The following is a 24650-nucleotide window of genomic DNA, read 5'->3' on the forward strand; positions in this document are numbered from 1 at the left end:
TTCACATCCCATCATGAGCAGACGTTCTGAAGTTACAGAAATATATGCGTAACAGAACCCCTTTACCCTTTACTCTTTACCCTTCACGAATCCAAGGAGTTTATCGATTCGCATTCCATCCTGAGCAGACGTTTTGAAGTTACAGAAATATATGCGTAACAGAACCCCTTTACCCTTTACTCTTTACCCTTCACGAATCCTATGAGTTTATAGATTCACATCCCATCATGGGCAGACGTTCTGAAGTTACAGAAATATATGCGTAACAGAACCCCTTTACCCTTTACTCTTTACCCTTCACGAATCCTATGAGTTTATAGATTCACATCCCATCATGAGCAGACGTTCTGAAGTTACAGAAATATATGCGTAACAGAACCCCTCTACCCTTTACTCTTTACCCTTTACGAATTCCATGAGTCTGTTGATTCACATCGCATCATTCGGATACAGAAAATCCGGTATCCCCGCAGACGAGTCCGGCCATGGCGGCGGGTATGTGTTCGACTGCCGCGGTTTGCCGAATCCCGGACGCGAAGAGCGCTTTCAGGCGCTGACGGGATTGGACGCGGAGGTGGAACTGTTTCTTGCGGCTGAGGAGGCGGTAGAGGATTTTCTTGCGCACTGCCTTGCGCTCTGTCTGAGTACGGCGGAGGCGCATCGGCGCAGGGATTTTACGCAGCTGTCCGTAAGCTTCGGCTGCACGGGAGGTCAGCATCGCTCGGTGTACTGCGCCGAACGGACGGCACAGGCCCTGCGCGATGCGGGGTATGATGTCGTCGTGACGCATAACGAACGGGAGCATTGGCCATGAAGGGCATGATACTTGCCGCGGGGTTCGGGACGCGACTCGGTGCGCTGACGAGCGATATTCCCAAGCCGCTGCTCCCGGTCGCCGGGAAACCCATGATAGCGTCAGCGGTCGAAGCGCTCAAACGAGCCGGTTGTACCGATATCATCGTCAACGCGCATCATCATGCCGGTATGATCGTCGCGCACTTCAGGGAAACGGATTACGGAGTCCGGATACGCGTGAGCGTCGAGAGCGATATTCTCGGTACCGGAGGAGGGATTGTGCATGCGCGTCCGTTGCTCGGAGATGCTCCCTTTTTTCTTTTACATAACGCCGACATCGTCACCGGCGCGATTCTTTCCGCGCTGGTGGAGGAGCACCGTCGGCACGCGCCGCTTGCGACGCTGCTTGTGCACCGCAGGGAAACGAAGCGTGCCGTGCTGTTCGATGAAAGTATGCGCTTTCTCGGCAAGGAAGTGTGGCGCGAAGAAGGCATGGAGTTTCCGGACGATGCACAGCGCTTCAATTACTGCGGTGTGCAGGTGATATCGCGGGAGTTTTTCGATCTCGCTTTTCCGGATGGTTTTTCAGATCTGTTCGATTGCCACCGCATCGCACTCTCGTCCGGGCGGATGATACGGGGGATGGAACATAACGCGTATTGGACGGATCTTGGAACAGAGGAACGGATTCGCGAACATGAGCAACATGAGCATATCCGATAGCATAAGAACATCGCGGCTGGACGTCGCCATGGTGCTTTGGTTGTTCGTTGCGGCGCAGAGCTTGTTCGCACAGGATGCGATAATAGTAGACCGGGTCGACGCATCGCAGTGGCCGACCCTGCAATTCAGACTTCGCCTCCTGACGGCCGGCACCGATACCATTCTTCCGGATCCGGGACGTCTGGTTTTCTTCGAAGAGAATCTTCCGCTGACGTATTCGATGCGCTGTGATGCTCCCGCGCCCACGCCGCTCGCCCTCGCACTGGGTCTGGAACTGAGTCTCGACAGCTATTTCCCCCAGGCCCGCGATGCCGCGCTGCGGGCGCTTGCGCTCGTTCGGTGCACGGATGCCGCCGACAGAGTATCATTATGGACGTTTGCATCCTCTATAGGTCACGACCTGCCCCTCACTCACGACAGCGGCCGCGTTGCATCGTTGATTCTCGGAAAGAGCGAAGCGCAGTGGCCTTTCAACGGCACCATGCTGTTCGAGACCATGTACAGAGCGGTTGAGGAAGCAGGAGCGGCTTCGGAAACGAACAAAGCCGTGCTGTTTGTGACGGATGGAGTCAACAACACGATCTATTCGAACCGCGACGCGGCGGACGTCATCAACCGCGCTGTTGGACTCGGCGTGCGCGTACATAGTATCGGCATTCGTCAGGTCGCCGCCGGGCTTGCGGAGTTGCGATCCATCGCCGCAGCGACCGGTGGAATATACCACCGTGTGACGGATGCCGGAGTATTCGATTCCCTTGCCCGCGCGCTGCGTGCATCGATCATTCCCGAGCACTGGTGCGACATCGAAACGCAATCGCGATTCTGCGCGAACGGAGCGGTACGCCGCATGTTCTGCCGCTATATCACGGAGCAGGGCGATACGCTGTCGACCTCGGTGAGCTACGTTTCGCCACTATTGCCCGGAGAACTCGACACGCTCGCGCTGTGGAGTTCGCCTCCCCGCATGATGCTCACCGCAAACGACACCGCAGTCGTTGTGCTTGGTGTGTCGCTGAACAATGGGGTGCAGCCGCCGTCGTTTACGCTGGCGCTACCGTTGCAGGGTATGCGAATTGTCTCCGCACTTCCAGTGCAATGGCAGGCAACGACACGAACGTCGGGCGACACTCTGTACCTCGATGCCACGCCTCCGGCCTCCGGTCTCACTGCTGGGGACTATTCCGTCCTTCGCGTGACGCTGACCGCATCCTCGGCAATCTCGCGCGATCTGCAACCGACATTTCAGACGCAAGCATCGTCGTGCATCTTCGCCACGCCCGGGACGGTGAATCGCGCCGTGTTGATTGCGCTCGACACGATGCGCACCGAGCGCGGTGCTACAGCGGATATGCCTATCCGTATATATGACTCCGGGTTGCCTGAAGGTGTGCAGGATGTTGTGTTCCGTGTCAGCATCGATACCGCGTATGCCCGATTCAATGCCGCTGCCCCATGGACGGACGAGCCAGGTTGGCAGGGATCGTGGGCCCTCATCGATGCGGGTACACTTGTCATGCGGCTTGACCGCCTCACGACCGATGGGACTGTTCCGGCCGGCCGGGCAGGCATCACGACGTTGTATACTTCGCCGCTTCATATTCCTGTAGCAATCGATCTTTCCGTTGTCAATGCGTTCGGCACACCGCCACAATTCCGGTCCGAAGCAGGCCTGATCGTTCTGAGTGATTCCTGTCATCCCGGTATCGTCATGCTCAGCGGACTCTCCATATCTCCGCCCCGACCGAATCCGGCGAATTACGAGGTACTCCTTGATGTCGATGTCCTCGGGGATACATCTATCCGACTGCAGTTGCTGGATGCGGGCGGTAAACCAGTGAATGAAAGAACCATGGAGATGAGAAAAGGTCTGTCAACCGTGCGCCTGGGGGTGTCATCTCTGCCATCGGGCAGCTACAGCATTCTTTGCCAGAGTGTATACGGCATTACGGTACAGCCGCTTCGCATCATTCGGTGATCTGTACCTGCCGTTCGATCGTAGCACGTTGTGCGCCCCTGTCCAGGGTCTCGAAAATCCTTTCGCGTTCAGAGTGCGGTGAGTATTTTGATACGATTGAATATCGCTCCGGATTTCCAACAGGTTTGCAAGCATTATGAATTATCTTTCTCTTTGTTCCACACTGCTTCTTCTCCTTGCCTCCACGGTTTGTACAGATCCACTCGCCGCACAGACACCCGCACAGAAAGCCGCCGCGTCCGCCTTCGTGGATGCCTTCGCCGCGCGTAACTGGGATGCGTTGCGCGCCATCGCCCATCCGGATTTTCAGCAAAAAGTGACCGTCGAACAACTCGAGAAATTGCTCGACGATATGGAAAGCCGGGCCGGGAAGTTACAGCGGCACAGCTTCTACAGCGGTGAATTCAATCGCAGCTATGCCAACGTCGTGCACCGGCTCCATTTCAAAAAGGATTCCATCGGTCTCCGCATCGTTGTGGATTCGCTGAATTTCGTCGGCGGAATGTGGATTGAGCCGATTCAGAAGGTGTATGCTTTCGCCCCACCGCCTTATGCGGACAGTACGCGGTTTTTCGAGGAAACGATCAGCTTCGGAGGAGAGCAGGCGCTTCCGGGTGTGATCACGGTGCCTAAGGGCAAGGGACCGTTTCCTGCTGTCGTGCTCGTTCACGGATCGGGACCGCAGGACCGGGACCAGACGGTGAATGGAAATAAGATGTTTCGCGACCTGGCCTGGGGCCTGGCCTCGAAAGGCATCATGGTATTGCGCTACGACAAGCGTACACGGGTACACGGACCGAAAATGAATCTGCTGAAGCTCACCGTGCAGGAGGAAAGTATCGACGATGCTGTCGAAGGGCTTCGTCTTCTGCGTGGGCACAGTGCCGCGGATACCAATCGCCTCATTCTGCTGGGACACAGCCTGGGCGCCGCTCTCGCTCCCGAAATCGCGACGCAGTCAGGTGTAACCAAGGGCGTCGTCATGCTTGCGCCCATCGCCCGTCCGCTGGAGGTGGTGATATCCGATCAGCTTCGCTACATCGCCTCGCAGCAGGATACATTGACCGAGCAGGAATCCGTGAAACTCCATACCGAGCTGCAGAAGGCAGCACAGATAGCCGACGAGTCGCTGGGCGCGAGCCGTCTTCTGCTCGGTGTGCCCGCGTCCTACTACTACGACATGCACAAGCGCGACCAGAAGGCCTACGCCCGCGCTCTCGGTGTGCCGATATTCATTGCACGTGGCGAAAAGGACTATCAGGCGCCGCAGATGGAATACGTGCTCTGGCAGGACTATCTGAAAGACATTCCGAAGGTGACGTTCAAAACCTATCGGAACTGCTACCACCCCTTCATCGAAACCGATGCGAAACCCGGACCATGGAATTACACCATGGAAGGGCATGTCACGGAGGAATTGATCAACGACCTTGTCCGCTGGTGTACGTCTTTTTCGCTCGATGCAGCGGACGCGACTCAGGAAAAGGAGTACAGGGTCCGATGACGACATCCATCACATGAGCGGCGGTGACAAGGGCGGCAAGATTCACCGCCGTGTGCAGAAGCGCAAGGATATAGAGAAACAGTGGCGTAAAGGTGAGGCGCGCTGGTCCTACGAGGGGGATGCGGAAGCGGACGAAAACAGTCTTCAGCATGTGCTCGGCGCTCCGCGGCGGCATCACCTTGTGGATACACACGGTGAGCACGAAGCCGTTGTCGTGCAAACGGGAGGGACGCATACGCTGCTGCAGGATGGGACGGTCATTCTTCGCGCCAAACCCCGCCGTTCCACCACCAGCGAGAACCGCAAAAGCACTCTCATCGCCATCGGCGACCGCGTCCGCTACCGCCCCGCGAGCGCGGATGAAGCCATCATCACGCACGTGTACGAACGCAATTCCTGGCTGCTTCGCCAGTCTATCCGTGATGCCGAGTATGCGCAGGTGCTCGTGGCGAATATCGACATGGTGGTGGTCACGACTGCGGCGACCGCCGAATTGCTTCGTCCCGGCCTCATCGATCGTTATCTCATCGCAGCCGCCATGGGCGGGATGGACACCTGCGTGGTCGTGAATAAGATTGATTTACCGGACGAAGAAGACCGCGCGTGGGTGGAGGAAGTGGCCGCCATGTACCGCGACGCCGGGTATGAGGCGGTACTGACGAGCTGCGTGACGGGCGAGGGGATGGAAGAACTCCGGGTCGTACTGAAGGATAAACTCAGCGCGTTTTCCGGTCACAGTGGTGTTGGTAAAACCAGTATTCTCAACGAACTTCTCCCGGAGCTCCGGGAAAAAACCGCAGATCTGAGCGAGCAAAGCCAGCGCGGCATGCACACCACCACGCGCAGTACCCTGTACGCACTACCCGGCGGGGGCGCCATCGCCGACACGCCCGGCATACGCGAGTTCGGACTCTTTTATTTTGACCCCGCAGAGCTGCACAGCTACTACCCGGAGTTTGTTGCTCTCTCGCGCGACTGCCGCTTCCCCCATTGCACCCACACACATGAACCCGGCTGCGCCGTCCGCGACGCCGTAGACCGCGAAGAAATCCATCCCCTCCGCTATCGCAACTACCTCCAGATACTCGAAAGTCAGCAAGCGTAGCGGAGCGGAGAGCGGAGAGCGGAGAGCGGAGAGCGGAGAGCGGAGAGCGGAGAGCGGAGAGCGGAGAGCGGAGAGCGGAGAGCGGAGAGCACGTCCATAGAAGACAAGGAAATCCGCACAAGATCCTGACTCCGCTTCCTGCACGACCGTCCGACCTGCACGACCATGCTCCCCGCTCTCTGCTCTCCGCTCCTGCACAAGCGTTCGACTCGCATGGCCGTGCTCTCTGCTCTCCGCTCCTGCACAAGCGTTCGACTCGCATGGCCGTGCTCTCTGCTCTCCGCTCCTGCACAAGCGTTCGACTCGCATGGCCGTGCTCTCTGCTCTCCGCTCCTGCACAAGCGTTCGACTCGCATGGCCGTGCTCTCTGCTCTCCGCTCCTGCACAAGCGTTCGACTCGCATGGCCGTGCTCTCTGCTCTCCGCTCTCCGCTCCTGCACAAGCGTTCGACTCGTATGGCCGTGCTCTCTGCTCTCCGCTCCTGCACGACCATGCTCTCCGCTATCTTCTTCGTGACGGATTCCTGGGGATCTGCCTGTGAAACTCCAGAATCATGCGTGATAGTTCGTCGAGTTGTCCAACGAGCGGCATCATACGTTCCTGTGATGTAAGACCGATCTTTGGAATGGTCAGACACATGTTGGCTGTTTCAAAGGTTGATCGTCGTGCGATGTTCAGGAAATTGCGGAACTCATTGTTCGACAAGCTGCCGGAGCCTTCCGCGATGTTGTTTGTGATGGACAACGAGGCGGATCGAACCTGCTCAGCGAAACGATACATCCTTTGCTGATCGAGGAAATCAGCAAGGCGGAATGAACGCACAACCACATCCGTCCCCCGTTGCCAGATATCGAGATTCTGAAATCGAAACATGTCATACTCCCAAAGTGAGTGGAATGAAAAAAAACATCAATACCTGTGCGGTATTAACGAAATGCGTAAATCTTTCCTGGATACAAATAGAAGAGAGCAGAGAGCAGAGAGCAGAGAGCAGAGAGCAGAGAGCAGAGAGCACGTCCATAGAAGACCAGGAAATCCGCACAAGATCCTGACTCCGCTTCCTGCACGACCGTCCGACCTGCACGACCATGCTCCCCGCTCTCTGCTCTCCGCTCCTGCACAAGCGTTCGACTCGCATGGCCGTGCTCTCTGCTCTCCGCTCCTGCACAAGCGTTCGACTCGCATGGCCGTGCTCTCTGCTCTCCGCTCCTGCACAAGCGTTCGACTCGCATGGCCGTGCTCTCTGCTCTCCGCTCCTGCACAAGCGTTCGACTCGCATGGCCGTGCTCTCTGCTTTCCGCTCCTGCACAAGCGTTCGACTCGCATGGCCGTGCTCTCCGCTCTCCGCTCCTGCACAAGCGTTCGACTCGTATGGCCGTGCTCTCTGCTCTCCGCTCCTGCACAAGCGTTCGACTCGCATGGCCGTGCTCTCTGCTCTCCGCTCCTGCACAAGCGTTCGACTCGCATGGCCGTGCTCTCTGCTCTCCGCTCCTGCACAAGCGTTCGACTCGCATGGCCGTGCTCTCTGCTCTCCGCTCCTGCACAAGCGTTCGACTCGCATGGCCGTGCTCTCTGCTCTCCGCTCTCCGCTCCTGCACAAGCGTTCGACTCGCATGGCCGTGCTCTCTGCTCTCCGCTCCTGCACCAGCATCCGACTCGCATGGTCGTGCTCTCCGCTCTCTGCTCTCCGCTCCTGCACGACCGGCCGACCTGCACGACCGTGCTCCCCCTCACAGCATCACCTCAACCTGCAGCGTCCCTTTCCCCAGAGCGTCGCCATCGACGGCATCCGCACCGTCACCCATGGAACGCACCCCGTCGCGTATGCTGATGCCGTACTTCACGCCGAGGCGCAGCCAGGGCCAAGGACGCCAGTCGGCCACAAGATAGCTCCGCAGTCCTCGTCCGTACAGCGCAATGTTCTGCATCACGCCCGGAACATCATGCTCGAATTGATACACGCGTCCGTCGTAGCCGCCGCTTTCAATAATAGCGATGCGTCCGGTGAGAACGAGTTCCGGAGTGAGAGTTGCACGACAGTCGGCGAGCAGGAGCAGTCCGTCGTCACCCTCTTTCCACGCGTCATAGCGCACCATGCTGCGGTCTGCACGGAAGCGCAGCCGCACACCGTTCTCCATCTCCGCGATCAGTTCGACGCGCAGGGCAGTGGACTGCCGTCGGGCAAGAGGCCGGATGTCGCGCCCTTGCGCGTCGATGGCGGCAACGGTGTTGTCTTTCTCCCCGTGGGTGCATCGCATGTTGAGGATGAGAGATTCCGATATCTCCCAACCTGCAGCGAGCAACATTTCCCCGCCCGAGGTCGGCAAATGCAGTAAATATGTGCGGTTCGGAAACGCGAAAACGTCCACCCATGCATCGATGCGGAGTTCCGGTACGGGACGAACCCGCAATCCGAGGTACAATCCCTGTTCGTTCTGCAGCTCGCCTCCCCGTTCGCCGAAACCGAAGCCGTGAATGTTGACGAAGCGCTCATTGTAGGATCGCCATAGAAGCACTGCCTCGGCCTGTGCATGCAACGGAGCCCGTAAACCCAGCAACGCCGCTCCGCGGTCGAGATGACACAGCGCCATTTCGCCGAACACCTGCGTACGGCCATAGCTATAAGACGCGTCACCGCCTACAACCCACGCTCTGTCACCGCGAAAACCGAAGGGCGTGTTGGGATCGGACGGCACAGAATACCACGCATGCCATGCGGACACTCCCCCACGCATGGCAGTAGCTGTACCAACCTTCTCCCATTGCGCGCGAGCGCCATACAAGTCCTCGCGCACGCTCTGTCTCCTTTGGCTTTCGCTTGGGGAGCGATGCATTCCGTCTATGCCGAAGGCTCCGGCGGTTCCTGTACTTTCATCGATCGTGGCATCCAGCGCGTTACGGCTCGCGAACGTGAGCAGCGATACCGCGCCGAATCCCAACTGCACCGCCGCGCCGCGATAGAACAGGCCCTCCGTCGCCGAAGCGTACGGTGCGAGCATGCGCGTCCCGCGACGGCCGGCGGCGAGAGCGTCCGAACCTTTGGACAGACCGAAGGACTGCCAGAACACGAGCCCGTTCCCCGCCGCCACCGTGAAGTCTCCGAGCACCGCCTGATCCACGATGCCCAAAGCCTCCGCGCTGACATAGCCACACAGATGATCGGCAAAATCGCTCTCTCCCGCATCGCGCTCTTGCAACAGACCGGCGCGTACATGTCCGAGACCCTGTGCGGTGATGCGTTGTTGTATGCGCGCCCGCCCGCCTGGGTAACGTCCGTCCAGAAATCCGGAACGCGGCCTGTCCTCCTGCTGAACTCTACCGCGGTATTGCAGGACATCAGCCAATGCTGTTGTCTCTTCGCAATCGAGTGACGCGCAGAATCGCAGCAAAGCGTACGCGTCCCGATCCATCCCTTGCAGGCGTCGGAGGCTCTTCCAGCCCGGAACGCTGTCAGAGCGCATTGCGCCGTGTATGGCCAGCGCCAGGGTCGGAGAAACCAATGGAATGGACTCCAGCTCCTCCAGTGTCGCTGATCGAAGGCATAGCGGATCTTCGGCAAAACGTTCGATTTGTTCGACGAGCAGTGAGGCATCCTCCTCGTCGCTGCGTTCCAGCAGGCGTTCGAGCGCCCGTTCCACAGCGGCACCGCGCCGGCCATTCTCCTGTCCGCAGAGGGGTGATGGAGCAAGAAACAGAATAAAAGCCACGAAGGCGAGCGCACCGTGCGCCCGAAATGTGATACATGCTGACATGACAGTACTCCCTGACTGTAATGAAAAATGGTAGTCGTGCTTGTCCCTCGACAAACGGATAATCCGTCTGCGCGCAGGCGTACGTTATAATCGGTGCACGGCGGAGCGTGCTGTAGTCTCTATGGTCATGCTGCTCTCCCGTGCAGCCGGTAGTCCATCAGGACGTGATGGAGTCGAGCGGTATTTCGTCGATGTTGACGTTGAGACGATGCTGGAACACAAACGTCACAACAATCCCCAGTACCACGGCGAACCACAGCGTGGCGACCCGGATAATGAAGGTCGAGGCCACGGCCACGTCGCGTGTCGCACCGGCCAGTATGCTCAAACCGGTCAGACTGCCTTCGGTGGTGCCCAGTCCGCCAGGCAGCATGCTCGCCGCCCCGATGACGGTGGAAAAGGCGTAGATAAACGTTGCTTTCAGCACTGTCGGCGGCGCCTCGAACACATGCAGAATGATCCAGAAACCGAAGCATTCAAAAAACCACGCGATGATGCTCAATACCGTCGCTGCGGCCAATGGACGCGGACGCAGCAGCGCATGGATGCTTTCGTAGGCGTTGTGCCCATGCTGGGCGAAGCGGCGGATTACGGGCATTCGTCCCAGGAAATCAATGACGTACAACGATCCTCTCCGCCAGGCCAGAAGCAGCGTCACCGCAAAGAAAAACACTGCGAAGCCCACCACCGCCATTCGGCTGATGTCGAACACGTACGCTCCCACGATAAGCAGCAACACCAGTCCGATAAAATCCGTCAGGCGCTCCGCCACGACTATCGGCGCCGAGCGGCTTACCGGCGTGCCGTTGACCTGTTTCAGGAGATAGGACTTCAGAACCTCACCGAGTTTCCCCGGGGTCACCGCCATGGTAAACGCGGAAAAGAAGATGATCAGGTTCTTGCCGCGCCCCGGATGCATGCCGAGTACGCGCGTGTAGTACTCCCATTTCGCGTACCGGAATACGTAGTTCAACAGCGTGCAAAGAAGAATGACGGGCGCCCAGGCCCAGTTGAAATCCATGAACGCTGCCACGAGCTTGTCGAAGTCCGCCCATATCGTCAGCGCGATGAACACCACCGCGCCGAAGGCCACCGAAAAGAGAAGCTTGCTACGCCAGCTGCCCGTCATCGGCACCTCCCCGGGGCTTGATGAATTCCTTGTACGCGCACCAGAAGCTCGACAACGGAAGACCCATCACGTTGTAGAAATCCCCGACGATGCGGCTCACGAACACCGCGCCGAAATCGTCCTGTATGCCGTACGCGCCCGCCTTGTCCATGGGACTGCCGGAGCGCACATAGTCCAGTATTTCCTCGTTGCCGAGCTTGCGGAACCACACCTCCGTGCGCTCGAATTTCGTCACCGTGCGCAGGCCCGGCATTTCCACCAGCGAATAGCCCGTGTACACTTCATGCCGCTGATCACTGAGCCGATGCAGGATGCGCACGGCGTCGGCCTCGGATTCCGGCTTGTTGATGATCTCGTCGTCGTGCACAACGATGGTATCCGCCCCGATGACGATGCCCGCAGGTAGTCTGAAAGCCACGTCACGCGCCTTGCGCTCGGCGAGTATGGTCACATGCTCTTCCGGCGTCACCGCTTCGGTTATCGTTTCATCCACCCCGCTCGGAATGCAGTCGAATATCAGACCGACCTGCCGGAGCAGATGCTTCCTTCGGGGCGATGCCGATGCGAGGACGAGAAATGACGGTTGCACGCGGGCCTGTAATGATGGTTCGTGGACTCGACACGAAACATCCAATATCGCATACGCGCACCAAAGGCGAAAGTCCCTCGCAAATGACCGCATCTCCGAGTGGATCGGTACACATCGATAACATGGTGGCTTGCGTACTCGATCGGATGAAAGTGAATGTCCGCGGAAAAGTATTTCCGGAGATGATCACGGCGCTTCCCGTTCCCACGGTGCTTCACGTGCCGCGATAGAGGCTTGTAGGTGACGCTGTAACCTTCTCCGCATGGTCGAAATGGAAGTACGAACCCAGCGTGTCCGCGTCCATCCCTCCAGGGCCGTGATCAGACACGGACACCGTCCGCGAAATTCGCTGAAAATTCGTATCATTTATGTCGGATTTGACAGTCACACAACGAATGTATATTGGAGCACACATGAACACGCAGCGTCTCTACCTCATCATCGGTCTCATTCTCGTCGCGGCTGTGGTGGTATTTATATTGGTCCCCGAAGATTCAGGCACGCCGGAGCAGCCCGCTGCCGAGCAAATGCCGCCCGGACATCCGGATATCAACGGTATGGAGCAGGGTATGGGCGACGGTCAGCCCAGCGCATCCAATGTACGCGGCGATTTCATGACCGAGTACCGCCGTCTGAAGGAAAAGGTCGCCGCACAGCCCGCAAGCGATACCAGCGATGTGCTCTCCTTTGCACGCATGCTTCTCGACGCGCACCAAGCCGCGAACGCTCTGCCCTTGCTTGAGCGCTACCATAAAGCCGCTCCGAAAAACGTCATGGTCATGCTCGATCTCGCGTTGGCGTATTACGACACGCAGAGCATAGACAAAGCGGAATCCATTACGAAAAAGGCGCTCTCCATCGAACCGAACAACACCACGGCCATGTACAACCTCGGCGCGATCTATGCCAAAACCGAGCGCAAAGCCGAGGCGAAAAGCATGTGGCAAAAACTCATCGCGCAAAGTCCCGATTCGAAAGACGCGCAACGCGCCAAAGAACTCATGAAGGAGCTGTAAGCTGCAGCATCTGATCGTATGACGTTCTGCGTATTCAGAACAGACCGCATCGGCGACGTGCTGCTCACGCTGCCCCTCGCGGCGGCACTCAAACGACACGATGCCTCGTCGCGTGTGCTGTTCTGTGCCCGGGCGTATACGGCCGATTTGCTCCGTCTCAGTTCCGATGTGGATGAGGTGATTGTCGTCTCTGACACCGACGTGTCTCTGTACGCGCCGGGTTTCGTCACCGAACTGCGGGACCGACGTATCGATGTGACGTTTTTTGCCTACCCACGACCCGGACTGGCGCTCGCGGCGCTACGCGCGGGCATACCCGTGCGCGTCGGCACCGCATACCGCTGGTTTTCACCCATGTTTACGCACAGACGCCGGGAACATCGTCGCACGGGCATGGCGCATGAAAGCGAGTACAACCTGGCGCTGCTGAACCCCCTCGGCTTCGAATACACCAAGCCTCCGCCTCCGCGCTTGCGGATCACGGACGCACTCTCTTCAACCGCGCGGGAGCTGCTCGCGGCATCGGGTATTCGGGAAGACGAACGTTTCGTCGTGCTGCACCCCGGAAGCGGAGGCAGCGCAAAGGATTGGCCGCCGGAGTACTTCGGCGAATTGGCGGCACATCTGCTCCGGGATGTATACGGATTGCGTGTTCTCGTGACCGGCACGGAAGCCGAAGACGGGCTGAAGCGCAGCGTGCTCTCCATTGCCGGTGCGCGTGCCGCTGCCTTACCTGCCGATGTTTCTCTGCCCCTCCTCGCCGCCGTGTTCGAACGGGCTGCGCTGGTAGTAGCCAATTCCACCGGACCGCTGCATCTCGCTTCGGCGGTCGGACGCCCTGTCATCGGCCTGTATCCCTTCCTCCATCAATGCCACCCGAGGCGCTGGGGTCCGCTTGGCGAGGCGGACATTTTCACGCCCGCGCAGCAATCGGATTGCGAGGACTGTGCGAGGGAGAATTGCGACCGGCATGACGACATGCGGAGGATTTCCGTCGGCGACGTACGGGATGCCGCGATGAAACGGCTTGTGCCATGAATCATCCCTTCGGCAATGCGGTCACGCGCAACTTCCTTGCTTCTCTCGCGAATACTGACGAGTATACATGTTCGATCAATCGAAAGGAACCCGCGTCAATGGAAGGGCATATAACGGGAACCATCTGGAGAAGCACAATGAAACGCATCCTCGCATATAGTATCGCCGCAGTCCTCTACTCGACACTCGCTTTCCCTTCGCTGCTGGCGCAGAAAACAGCCGATGTGACGCGGGACGGAGCGAAGCCGCCGGTATACCGCACGGTGGAGAACAATGCGTTCGATGTGGGCGAAGAGTTGACATTCGACGTCAATTACGGGTTCGTCACCGCCGGAGAGGCGAGAATGTCCATACCGTCGTACTCCTGGCAGAAGGGACGCAAATGCTACAATCTGCAGTTCCTGGTGAAGTCCACCTCGTTTTTCGATTCGTTTTACCGTGTGCGCGACCGCTACGAGTCGCATCTCGATGTGGAGGGACTCTTCCCCTGGCGCTTCATTCAGCAAATTCGCGAAGGCAAGTACAAGCGGGATTTCAGTGCGCGCTTCGATCATGATGCGAAGAAGGCGTATACCACGGAAGGCGTGTACCCTCTGCCGCCTTTCACCCAGGATGTGCTCTCCGCCTTTTACTACATGCGCACATATGACTACAGCAAGCTGAAACCCGGACAGAAAGTGACGCTGCAGAATTTCTATAAGGACAGCACCTACACACTCACCGTGGTGTACCACAAGCGTGAGACCATAGAGGTCAAGGCCGGGACATTCAGAACCATCGTGCTGGAACCCATCATGGAGGAAGGCGGCTTGTTCAAGGCCTCGGGCCGCATCCTCGTCTGGGTAACCGACGACGAGCGCAAAATCCCCATTCAGGTGGATGCCGAAATACCCATCGGATCCATCACCTCCGAACTCACCGAAATGAAGGGAATCAAAGGACCGGTGCGGGCGCGGGTAAAATAACGTACGATGTACGAATGACGAATTGCGATTTCCCGTGGTGACGTTGCATGCAACGTGTCTACGGGAAATCGTGTAAAGGAAAAAGGGTAAAAAGCTTGGGATCGAAAGAAATCAGTCCCTCTTACCTTTTTTCCTTTTCACCCTTTTCCCTTTTCACGATCCACCCCTTTTCACCTTTTCACGATCCCCACCCCTCACACAAGTGCACCGCGCCACAGATTTTCGTACCTTACGGCTGATGATGGTCAACGCACGCATCACGTACCGGTCGAGAGCAGCATGTTTCCCCAACTGGATTTTTCGGATATTCGCACGCAGTCCGTCGCGGAGCGCCGCAGCAAGGTGACGCTCGGGGATTGCGCATCGCCGTTCGACGGAAAAAGCTCGTTCGGAGCTTTTCTCGATACGCTCCCGAATATTCTTAAAGCCGCGGAGCTGAAGGATTTCGCCGCAGGCATCGTCAACGCGCACCGGAACGGAGGACAGTGCCTCCTTCTCATGGGGGCGCACGTGATCAAGACCGGTCTGGCGCCGATTGTGATTGATTTGATGGAGCGGGGTGTGCTCACACATGTGGCGATGAACAGCGCCTGCGCCATACACGACGCGGAGTCGGCGCTCTTCGGTGTCACCTCCGAAGATGTGGCGGCCAATCTACAGGATGGGAGTTTCGGCATGTGGCGTGAGACCGGCGACTTCATCAACAACACATTGAAGACGGCGTACCTTTCGCAGCCCTGCGGCTTTGCCGAGGCGCTGGGACGAGGGCTCATCGATCAAAACGCTCCGCATCTGCATTACTCCATCATGGCAGCCGGAGTGCGCAGCGGCGTGCCGGTCAGCGTGCATGCGGCCATCGGAACTGACATCGTGCATCAACAAGCGAGCATGGACGGAGCCGTAACGGGCGAAATGAGTTTCCGCGATTTCCGCGTGTTGGCGCATTCGGTTTCGCGGCTCGATGAGCACAGCGTGGTGATGAATGTCGGCTCCGCGGTGATCCTACCCGAAGTCTTCCTGAAGGCGCTCACCGTTGCGCGTAACCTGGGTAATCCGGCACGGGGCTTTCTCGCGGCCAACTTCGACATGATTCAGCATTATCGTCCCAATCAGAATGTCGTAACCCGCCCGACGATGGGTGCCGGTCGGGGGTATACCTTTACCGGCCACCACGAAATCATGCTGCCTCTGCTTGCGGCAATGGTGCGGCTGGGATTGGAGGGCAGGGACGATGCGTGACATCAACGAACATAGTTCCCCCGAATCCGACCCGCCATTGACCGAATCCCCGGAAACGTCGGGGCATGTTGGAGAGACGATGCATGCATCATCTCCACAACATGCATCGTCTGTACAAATCCCAAATTGGACGATACATCCCGTCGGTTTCGGAATCGCGGTGCTGGCCATTGCGTTTGTGGCGTATCAATTGATCGGCGGACTGATCACCTATTTTCTTTTCGGTGTGGACGTTGCCGGGAATGTCCAATCCATGCGCGTGGTAACGGTGGTCTCGCAGGTATTATTTCTCGTAGGTCCCGCAGTGGCGCTGCTGTATCTTCAGCCGTGGAACGCGGTGGAGGTGTTTCGATTGCGCGCGCCAGCCCTGGCACCGTTGCTGCCTGTCGCCGTTGCGATTATCGGGGCGCAGTTTTTCGGGCAGGTGTATCTCGACGTGCAGCAGCACGTCCTGCGCAGCTATCTGCTGCCAGACGGACTGTTACCGCTGCTCGACAGCTTCGAGGAGATGTTAAGCGAGTTGTACGAGTCGCTGCTTATCATGCGCTCGCCGGCGGAGGCGCTGTTTGTACTCTTCGTCGTCGGATTCACACCGGCTGTGTGCGAGGAGGCGTTGTTCCGCGGTACGGTGCAGTATTCCTTCGAGCGCGTGTTGCGCATGCGCTGGGTGCTGCTGCTCACCGGTTCGATTTTCGCGATGTTTCATCTCAATCCCCTTACATTCGTCCCTTTGACGTTGCTCGGCGCGTGGCTGGGTTTCGTGGTCTGGCGGGGCGGTTCGATATGGTATGCCGTGATCGGACACGCAATGAACAATAGTCTCGCCGTCTTCTCACTGTATATGCTCGAATCGGATTCTTTTGTCCCGAAGCTTGATCCCGGCGCCATGCCCGATACCGCAACACTGCTGATCGGCGCGGCGGGTCTGGCGGCATTTCTCTTATCCGTGCTGTGGTTCTGGCGGCTGACCGCCAATCCGCGGCATGATATCCCTTCATCTTAACCTGCAGGAGGACCTTATGTCATACTGTCCGCAATGCCACACGGAATATCAGTCCGGCGTCACCGATTGCGCGGATTGCAACGTACCACTGGTGGAGGGCACGCCGCGCTTCTGCCCGAACTGCGAAGAATTTGTCACCGAAGCGGACACATTCTGCAATAACTGCGGGATATTACAGGAAATCATTCCTGCCGAGGATGTTCCGGAATGTGAAAACCACCCTGACGAACCCGCCGTCGGCGGCTGCGTGATCTGCGGCAAGCCGGTATGCGCCGACTGTGCGACGGAACAGAACGGCCGCATTTTCTGCGAGCAGGATGAGCACCTCAACGTGCATTCCGGTTTCGTCGTGGCCTACACCACAGCCACCGATTACGAAGCGGAGATGATCAAGGCGAACCTGGAAGGCGCCGGCATACACGCACTTGTGTTCAATCAGCACGACCATGTGTATTTCACGACCATGGGCATGCTCGCGCTGGTCAACGTCATGGTGCCGCCGTCGCAGCTCGAGGCCGCTCTGGAAATCATCGGCGCGCTCATGAGCGAACAGCAGGACGAGAACGAGGCGGGCGACGAAGAAGAAGGCGGAGCGACCGCGTGAGCAATACCGGGACGCGCGTTCTCGTCGCGCTGATCGCGATACCGGGTATTCTCGTTCTGGCATGGTTTGGCGGCTATGCCTGGTTGCTGTTTATCGCCGCTGTGCAAATCGCAGCTCTCATCGAATTCTCCGCACTCGTGCGCGCCAAGGGCGCGGAAGCGCAAACGGGCGTCATGATCGCGACATCGCTGCTGCTGCTCCTGGTGTTTCTGCACGAACGGCTCGAACATGATATTGCAGCCATCACCGGAGGGACCACCTGGCCCCTGCAGTGGCAGTCGCTGCTGTGGATACTGCTGCTGTTCATGCTGCTCGTTCTGCTTGTGGAATTGTTCCGCAACCGACCATCGCCGTTGCTCAATATCGGAGCAACGGTGGCAGGTGTGCTGTATGTCGGACTCTTTCTGGCCTGCACGCTCGGCATTCGGGAAATTTTCAGCGTCATCGAATTTCCCGTCGGACGCGTGTTCGGCACCGCGGAGTTGTCCGCAGCGCAAGCGGATCAACTGTGGAACTGGGGCGGATGGACTGTGATAGCACTGCTGGGCTCAATATGGATGTGCGACACTGCCGCGTATTTCGGCGGTCGGTCCATGGGCCGACATAAACTCTTTCCCCGGGTCAGTCCCAACAAGACCTGGGAAGGAGCGCTATGGGGCTTCGCGGCGGCTGTCGGCAGCATGCTCCTGGCCCGTGCGCTGGTGCTCGATTACCTGAGCATCGCCGATGCTATTACCCTCGGCTGCATAATCGGGGTGCTCGGACAGCTTGGTGATCTCGCTGAATCGCTTCTCAAACGCGACGCCGGTGTGAAGGATTCCTCGGCGCTTTTACCCGGCCATGGCGGAGTGTTCGACCGTTTTGACAGCTTGATATTTGTTTCGCCCGCTGTCTTTCTCTACCTTGATTTCGTTGTGTTCGCATAAGTTGCGGACAGGAAAACAGTGAATCCAACCAGCATGAAAACCACGAAATACGTCTTTATCACCGGCGGTGTCGTTTCCTCTCTTGGCAAGGGAATCGCGGCGTCCTCGCTCGGTATGCTGCTGCAATCGCGCGGCCTCACCGTCACCATTCAGAAATTCGATCCCTATATCAATGTCGATCCGGGCACCATGAGCCCGTATCAGCACGGAGAGGTGTACGTCACCGAAGACGGCGCGGAAACCGACCTCGATCTTGGTCATTACGAGCGCTTCCTGAGCCGCGACATGACGCGAGATAACAACACCACCACGGGCCAGATTTACAATCACGTCATTCAGAAGGAGCGTCGCGGCGATTATCTCGGTGCCACGGTGCAGGTGATTCCGCATATCACCGATGAGATCAAGCGGCGCTACGCCCGGCTCGCCAAGGGCGACGAGTACGACGTCATTATCACCGAAATCGGTGGGACTGTGGGCGATATCGAGAGTCTGCCCTTTCTCGAAGCCATGCGCCAGTTCGTCATGGCCGTCGGCAGAAAAAATGCCATCATCGTGCATCTGACGCTGGTCCCCTTCATTCCCAGCGCCGGAGAATTGAAAACCAAACCCACGCAGCATTCCGTGAAAATGCTGCTGGAACTCGGGATTCAACCCGACATGCTGCTTTGTCGTGCCGACAGAGCGCTTCCCCGCTCCATCCGCGAAAAAATAGGTCTGTTCTGTAATGTGGAGCCGGACCTCGTGATAGAAGCGCGGGATGTGGACACGATTTACGAAGTGCCCATGCAGTACAAGCAGGAGCGCTTCGACGAGCAGGTTATCCGCCTGCTCCGTCTCCGCACGCAGGAACCCGACCTCGATCGCTGGACCAAGATTCTCAAACGCATCAAGGAACCGAAATTCACCCTGGATATCGGTCTGTGCGGCAAGTACGCCGAGTACCACGATGCCTACAAGAGCATCATCGAATCCTTCGTGCATGGCGGCGCAGAAAACAACGCGCGCGTGCGCCTGACCTGGATTCATTCCGAAGACATCGAGAAGCACGGCGCCGCGCGTTATCTCAAAGATATTGACGGACTGCTCGTCGCTCCCGGTTTCGGAGAGCGGGGGATTGAAGGAAAAATCAAGGCCGTGCAATACGTGCGCGAGAACAAGATCCCGTTTTTCGGGATTTGCCTCGGACTGCAATGCGCCGTCATCGAGTTCGCCCGCAACGTCTGCGGCATCGCCGATGCGAACAGCACAGAATTCGGCGAGACAAAATCCAACGTCATCGACCTCATGCTCGAGCAGAAGAGCATTCAGACCATGGGCGGGACCATGCGCCTCGGGGGCTTCCCCTGCCAGCTCAAGCGGGGGACCAAGGCCTATGAAGCCTACGGAAAGAAGCTCATCAGCGAGCGGCACCGCCATCGCTACGAAGTGAACAACGAATACCGCGCGGTGCTCGAGCAGCACGGATTGGTATTCAGCGGTACCTCGCCCGATGAAGCACTCATGGAAATGATCGAGCTCGCGGACCATCCGTGGTTCGTCGCTTCGCAGTTCCATCCCGAACTCAAATCACGCGCGGTGGATCCCCACCCGCTGTTCAGGAATTTCGTCAAGGCGGCTCTTCAGTATAAGCTGCTGCGCACCGGCGCCGCGCTGCCGGCCGAAGAGACCGACGCATCCACAGAATCGGCGCGCGCCGCCCATTGAACCGATTATGAATCACCGGTAGAATCGGAGGAGTGATCCATGCGATTTCTTGCTGCTCTTTTCCTCGCCTGCTGTGCGGTGACGACCGTACACGCGCAGGTGGACACGCTGCAATACGACGGCATCACCAACATCTATGACGGGAAGCTTCTGGCCGTCACGCGCTTCCCCGGCGAACTGGACGTGTTCTTCAATACACGTTTCTCCCCCGCTGAAAAATGTACCCTCACCACGGTACTCGTCGGTTTCAGCGTCGTGAAGTTTCAGGCGCTCACGGGCGAAGATACGCTGGTGGTCAAGGTATTCGAGAACAGCGCGGTTCCGCCGAACCTGGTCAACGTGGTGAAAACGTACAAGGTCAATCTCGGCGATGCCGGCTTCCCGAGCCCGAACATCCGCTTCAACAATCCGCTCGAAGCGGGAGCGAGGGATGTTCTCGCCGTCAACCTCAATCCACCCGTCATTTTCTCTCCCCGGCGCGATTTCATCGTTGGGGTGAAGTTGGAGGCGAAACAGAAACTTGCGGTGGGCGACGGTCTGTGGAATGGCCTCACGATGCTGTTCAATCCCGGCGTCACGGAATTTGATCGCTACCGTCGGTATTTCATCGCACCAAACCCCGCTGCGTCACGGAATACTCTCGCCACCGAAGCAGCCAATATCGGGCTGTTCATGCGCGCCGTCGTGTCGTACAATCCCAATCTCCCCAACGTCGATCTGACGGACGCCACCGGGGCACCGCAGCCCGCCGCGTTCGCGCTGCGGCAGAATTATCCGAATCCCTTCAATCCATCCACCGTGCTGGAGTACACACTCTCCTCGCGGCAACACGCGACACTGACGGTACATGACGCGCTGGGACGCACGGTGTCCGTGCTCGCAGACGGCATGATGGATGCGGGGACGCACAGCACGCGCTTCGACGCCGACGGTTTGCCTGCCGGCGTCTATGTGGCGCGTCTCACAGTGAACGGTCAAATGCTCACGAGGTCCATGCTGCTCCTGAAATGAGACTTTCGGAATCGCAGATCCAGCAGGTTCGCACAGCCGCCGACATCGTGGACGTTGTCGGCGGCTTCGTGCGTTTACGCAAAACAGGCCGCAATTTCACAGGGCTGTGTCCGTTTCACAAGGAGAAGACGCCGTCCTTCAACGTCAATCCCGAGCGACAGATCTACAAATGCTTCGGTTGCGGCAAGGGGGGAGACGTGATCAGCTTCATCATGGATATGGAGCATGTGTCCTTCATGGACGCGGTGGAAGAACTGGCCGAGCGGTACGGAATAGCGCTGCAACACGATGATGGCATCCGTCCCGAGCGCAAGGAAGATATGGAGGCGCTGTACGCCGCCACGAGGCTCGCCGCGCGCTTTTTCTTCGACAGTCTCAGAGGGGCCTCCGGCGAGGCGGGACGGGAGTACTTCCGGCGTCGCGGATGGTCGGAAGAAACCATGAAAACCTTCGGCCTCGGTTACGCGCCGGCGGGCTGGAGCAATTTTCTCGACCACGCCCGCGCCGAAGGAATCGACGAGCACATTCTCGACCTCGCGGGCCTGATCAAGCTGCGCGAGGGCGGCGGGGCCTATGATCGTTTCAGGAATCGCGTCATTTTTCCCATCATTCACGTCACGCGCAAGGTGCTGGGTTTCGGCGCCAGGGCGCTGTCGCCCGAAGACGAGCCGAAATATCTGAACTCGCCCGAGTCCGCGATTTACAACAAGAGCAAGGTTCTGTACGGACTTGCGCAGGCCTCCAACGCCATACGCGAGGCCGAGTCCATTATTGTGGTCGAGGGGTATGCCGACGTGCTGTCGCTGCATCAGGCCGGGATACGCAACGTGGTATCCACCAGCGGCACGGCCATGACGCCTGATCAGGTGCACGCCATCAGCCGCTACACGCGCAATATTTTCTTTCTCTACGACGCCGACTCCGCCGGGCTCCGCGCCATGCTGCGCGGCATAGACGTGATACTCGCCGAGGATTGCGACGCGCGCATCGTACAGCTTGCCGCGGGCGAGGATCCGGATTCCTTTGTCATGAAATACGGCGTCGAAGCCGTGCGCGAACGCATGGAGCAGGCGGTGTCCTTCGTGGACTTCGTTACCGCGCAACTGCGGGCCGACGGCAAGCTCGACTCGCCCGAGGGACGCGCACAGGCCGTGCATCAAATCGTGGGCATGCTTTCGAAAATGGACGACGCGCTGCGCAGAGAGTTCTACATTCACCACATCGCGCAGACCTACGGCATTTACGAGAATCTGCTGTACCAGGAACTGGCGAAGGTGATGAAGGGGGCGAAGCGCCGCGAGCGCGCCGCCGTCATCGAAGAACACGCACCCCCTCCCGCCGACGCTGCCTCCGAAAGCGTGCCGAAGGAGGAGTTCGCGTTCTGCTCGCATCTCTTGCAGGCGCCGCCGGAAATTCAGGCCGAGGCCCTGCACTCTGTGCGTATCGGGCATTTTCGCAGCGCGCGCATCCGCGACCTGCTGCACATTCTGTTCGAGCAGGAAGAGCACGACGGCGCGGTGGACAGCAACGCGCTGTGGAATTACGTGCAGGACGATGCCGGTATGCACACCCTGCTCGCCGACCTGCTGATGCCGAGGGATGAAGTCAGTAGCGGCTGGAGCAGAAGGCAGAATGTCAATCCCAAGGACCATCGCCGGGTATTGCGCGATTACTACAAAGAGGTGCTGGAGGCGCGCGTCGGGGAACAACTCTCGCGCCTGCAGGAGAGGCAAAAACAGGCATCGGGTCCAGACGAGGAGAACGAGCTTGCGCGACGTATCATCGCGTTGCAGAAGGCCGTATCGAGCCTGAACGGAGTCTCGCTGATAGCGAATTTTCCCGATATCGAAGGGGAGGATGAAATGAGCGATGGTACGGAGACGAGTTTCGGGTTTTGATAAGACGCAGGGGAGATTTTAACGCAGCCCTTCGACTTCGCTCAGGGGCCGGCGCAGGGACGCAGAGGAGGGGAATGTAACGCAGCCCTTCGACTTCGCTCAAGGGCCGGCACAGGGACGCAGAGGAGGGGAATGTAACGCAGCCCTTCGACTTCGCTCAGGGGCCGGCGAAGGGACGCAGAGGAGGGGAATGTAACGCAGCCCTTCGACTTCGCTAAGGGGCCGGCGAAGAGACGCAGAGGAATTTTTTAGGACTTCGAGCTGCCCCATCTCCATTTCACTCTGTGCCCTCCGCGCCCTCAGCGATCTCTGCGATAGAAGGGGCCCCGTACAATCTGACCCCCGCTGAGATAACGCATGTCCTCGTTGAGGCTCATCGCCGGGGGCATCGAGGTTAAGCCATCTTAATTAGGATGTCACAGGTATGAAAAGCGGTTTACGCTTGATTATAAGAGAATTAACCCGTACTATGGCCTGAGAAATCTGAAGCCTGTCTCGATTTATCAGCAGCAACAGTACGGCAACCGCGTGGGAAGCGCGGAGTACCGTAGCGGATACCAGCGTGAGTTCGGAGAAGTGATGATAGAGGACCCGGACGTTGTAAGGAGTTTCGGATGGAGAAGTTACGAATAAAAAAATGTCAATGGAATGAGGGGCATACACGCTTGTTCCCTCGCTGGTTATTGGGGTGCTTGGTTGCTCTTGCAATATTGTTCAGATGGCAGGAATGTACAGCGCAGCTACCGATATATTTCAGCGACCAGGAATGCGGAATAGTTGAATATGCCGACGTTCTGATTAAACCACCGTTGTCGACGTTTATGCCGTTAAATGTAATGTACTCCTATATAGTGCTTGACAGCATTTGCAAGGTGGGGACCTTACAGGAAGTGCAGTCGAGACTGAACCTCATGTCAAACGACTCGATTCGGCTTGCGATGCGGTATTACTACGACGTTCTCGACTACGATCCTATTCTCTTCCACAAATATGCGCTGGCTACGATAGGAGATCCCAACTATACATGCAGTGTACCCGCGTTCATCAGTACACTATTTGATTTGTACGAAAAATCAGCAAATGCCGGACCGAAGGATAACTTGTTGATCTGGACCTCATATATCTATCATATACGCGTACGCTCCCAAATTGCGCGAGAGGATAGTAATAAACATACCAAAATGCGAAAATTCTGTGCCAGAGCGGACGTTCTGAACAAAATAAAAGGAACGGTGCTGCCTGATCCAAGTCGTATGGAGGATGGAGGAACTGAGCAGATCACTCTCTGGTGGGGAAGAGAGGTCCCAAGCTGGAACAATGGAATATACATCGTAGACAGTACTGCATATTACAATGCTCGCGAGGGATTCCTACTTCCGGAACGAGAATATATCGTCTTCGTGTTGGCTGAACCAACATATTTGGAAGGTACTGTAAATTCGCAAGGGTACTTACTGAGCGGAACTTATGATTCCAATGAATTGGGAACATGGGTTCTGCCGGTTGTTAATGGGATGGTTATTGACGAATTTGGATATTTTGGCCTAGGGACAGAAATTGAAATGCAGACCTTCAAAGAGTTTGTAAGGTCATGGAGAGAGCACATTTGATGATAATTTCGGTCGCTTGTTAAAGACATTACCCAACAGAATAAATATGAAGATACTATTG

20 protein-coding genes are annotated in these 24650 nt (G+C 57.8%); 16 read left to right on the forward strand and 4 right to left on the reverse strand.

The genetic code is table 11. The annotated features are described in order from the left end of the window. Positions 1 to 415 precede the first annotated feature (415 nt). The 5 genes from M5R41_15915 (at position 416) to rsgA (ending at position 6102) form a co-directional block, all read left to right on the forward strand. A complete protein-coding gene (locus M5R41_15915; GenBank protein ID MCZ7557885.1) occupies positions 416 to 814 on the forward strand; it encodes an ATP-binding protein in 399 nt (132 codons plus the stop codon). Then, on the forward strand, positions 811 to 1518 hold the full coding sequence (locus M5R41_15920) for a nucleotidyltransferase family protein (GenBank protein MCZ7557886.1): 708 nt from the start codon (positions 811 to 813) through the stop codon (positions 1516 to 1518). The genes M5R41_15915 and M5R41_15920 overlap by 4 nt, the downstream gene beginning before the upstream one ends. After that, on the forward strand, positions 1502 to 3493 hold the full coding sequence (locus M5R41_15925; protein ID MCZ7557887.1) for a VWA domain-containing protein: 1992 nt from the start codon (positions 1502 to 1504) through the stop codon (positions 3491 to 3493). The genes M5R41_15920 and M5R41_15925 overlap by 17 nt, the downstream gene beginning before the upstream one ends. Positions 3494 to 3629: 136 nt before the next feature. Beyond that, complete coding sequence (locus tag M5R41_15930; protein MCZ7557888.1) at positions 3630 to 4997, forward strand: alpha/beta fold hydrolase; 1368 nt, start codon at positions 3630 to 3632, stop codon at positions 4995 to 4997. Between the two features lie 13 nt (positions 4998 to 5010). Next, positions 5011 to 6102: a ribosome small subunit-dependent GTPase A gene (gene rsgA, locus M5R41_15935; GenBank protein MCZ7557889.1), complete on the forward strand. Its 1092-nt coding sequence runs from the start codon at positions 5011 to 5013 to the stop codon at positions 6100 to 6102. Between the two features lie 501 nt (positions 6103 to 6603). On the opposite strand, the gene M5R41_15940 is transcribed toward rsgA, so the two are convergent. The 4 genes from M5R41_15940 to M5R41_15955 form a co-directional block, all read right to left on the reverse strand. After that, positions 6604 to 6975 (reverse strand): four helix bundle protein, encoded by a 372-nt coding sequence (locus M5R41_15940; GenBank protein ID MCZ7557890.1) that lies wholly within the window; start codon positions 6973 to 6975, stop codon positions 6604 to 6606. A gap of 857 nt (positions 6976 to 7832) precedes the next feature. After that, positions 7833 to 9854 carry a hypothetical protein gene (locus M5R41_15945; protein ID MCZ7557891.1) on the reverse strand — a complete coding sequence of 674 codons (2022 nt, stop codon included), beginning with the start codon at positions 9852 to 9854 and terminating at the stop codon, positions 7833 to 7835. Positions 9855 to 10011: 157 nt separating this feature from the next. Then, a complete protein-coding gene (locus M5R41_15950; GenBank protein ID MCZ7557892.1) occupies positions 10012 to 10983 on the reverse strand; it encodes a flippase-like domain-containing protein in 972 nt (323 codons plus the stop codon). Further along, positions 10964 to 11572, reverse strand: a complete 609-nt coding sequence (locus M5R41_15955; GenBank protein ID MCZ7557893.1) for a Maf family protein — start codon at positions 11570 to 11572, stop codon at positions 10964 to 10966. Before M5R41_15955 ends, M5R41_15950 begins: the two co-directional genes overlap by 20 nt. 413 nt (positions 11573 to 11985) lie before the next feature. On the opposite strand from M5R41_15955, the gene M5R41_15960 reads away from it, so the two are divergent. From M5R41_15960 to M5R41_16010, 11 genes are all read left to right on the forward strand, one after another. Next, positions 11986 to 12588: a tetratricopeptide repeat protein gene (locus M5R41_15960; GenBank protein ID MCZ7557894.1), complete on the forward strand. Its 603-nt coding sequence runs from the start codon at positions 11986 to 11988 to the stop codon at positions 12586 to 12588. Between the two features lie 18 nt (positions 12589 to 12606). Further along, entirely contained in the window at positions 12607 to 13626 is a 1020-nt protein-coding gene (locus M5R41_15965; protein MCZ7557895.1) for a glycosyltransferase family 9 protein, read from the forward strand. A 137-nt stretch (positions 13627 to 13763) separates the two neighbouring features. Further along, a complete protein-coding gene (locus M5R41_15970; GenBank protein MCZ7557896.1) occupies positions 13764 to 14591 on the forward strand; it encodes a DUF3108 domain-containing protein in 828 nt (275 codons plus the stop codon). Positions 14592 to 14870: 279 nt separating this feature from the next. Further along, on the forward strand, positions 14871 to 15830 hold the full coding sequence (locus M5R41_15975; GenBank protein MCZ7557897.1) for a hypothetical protein: 960 nt from the start codon (positions 14871 to 14873) through the stop codon (positions 15828 to 15830). A 79-nt stretch (positions 15831 to 15909) separates the two neighbouring features. Continuing rightward, positions 15910 to 16833 (forward strand): CPBP family intramembrane metalloprotease, encoded by a 924-nt coding sequence (locus M5R41_15980; protein ID MCZ7557898.1) that lies wholly within the window; start codon positions 15910 to 15912, stop codon positions 16831 to 16833. A 16-nt stretch (positions 16834 to 16849) separates the two neighbouring features. Continuing rightward, positions 16850 to 17437: a DUF2007 domain-containing protein gene (locus M5R41_15985; protein ID MCZ7557899.1), complete on the forward strand. Its 588-nt coding sequence runs from the start codon at positions 16850 to 16852 to the stop codon at positions 17435 to 17437. After that, positions 17434 to 18363, forward strand: a complete 930-nt coding sequence (locus tag M5R41_15990) for a phosphatidate cytidylyltransferase (GenBank protein ID MCZ7557900.1) — start codon at positions 17434 to 17436, stop codon at positions 18361 to 18363. The genes M5R41_15985 and M5R41_15990 overlap by 4 nt, the downstream gene beginning before the upstream one ends. Positions 18364 to 18396: 33 nt before the next feature. After that, positions 18397 to 20070 (forward strand): CTP synthase, encoded by a 1674-nt coding sequence (locus tag M5R41_15995; GenBank protein ID MCZ7557901.1) that lies wholly within the window; start codon positions 18397 to 18399, stop codon positions 20068 to 20070. A 39-nt stretch (positions 20071 to 20109) separates the two neighbouring features. Further along, positions 20110 to 21081, forward strand: a complete 972-nt coding sequence (locus tag M5R41_16000) for a T9SS type A sorting domain-containing protein (GenBank protein ID MCZ7557902.1) — start codon at positions 20110 to 20112, stop codon at positions 21079 to 21081. Next, positions 21078 to 22979: a DNA primase gene (dnaG, locus tag M5R41_16005; GenBank protein MCZ7557903.1), complete on the forward strand. Its 1902-nt coding sequence runs from the start codon at positions 21078 to 21080 to the stop codon at positions 22977 to 22979. The genes M5R41_16000 and dnaG overlap by 4 nt, the downstream gene beginning before the upstream one ends. A gap of 614 nt (positions 22980 to 23593) precedes the next feature. Continuing rightward, complete coding sequence (locus M5R41_16010; protein ID MCZ7557904.1) at positions 23594 to 24589, forward strand: hypothetical protein; 996 nt, start codon at positions 23594 to 23596, stop codon at positions 24587 to 24589. Positions 24590 to 24650 lie beyond the last annotated feature (61 nt).

The sequence above is a fragment of the Bacteroidia bacterium genome, assembly GCA_027493955.1.
Lineage (GTDB): Bacteria > Bacteroidota > Ignavibacteria > SZUA-365 > SZUA-365 > JAOSJT01.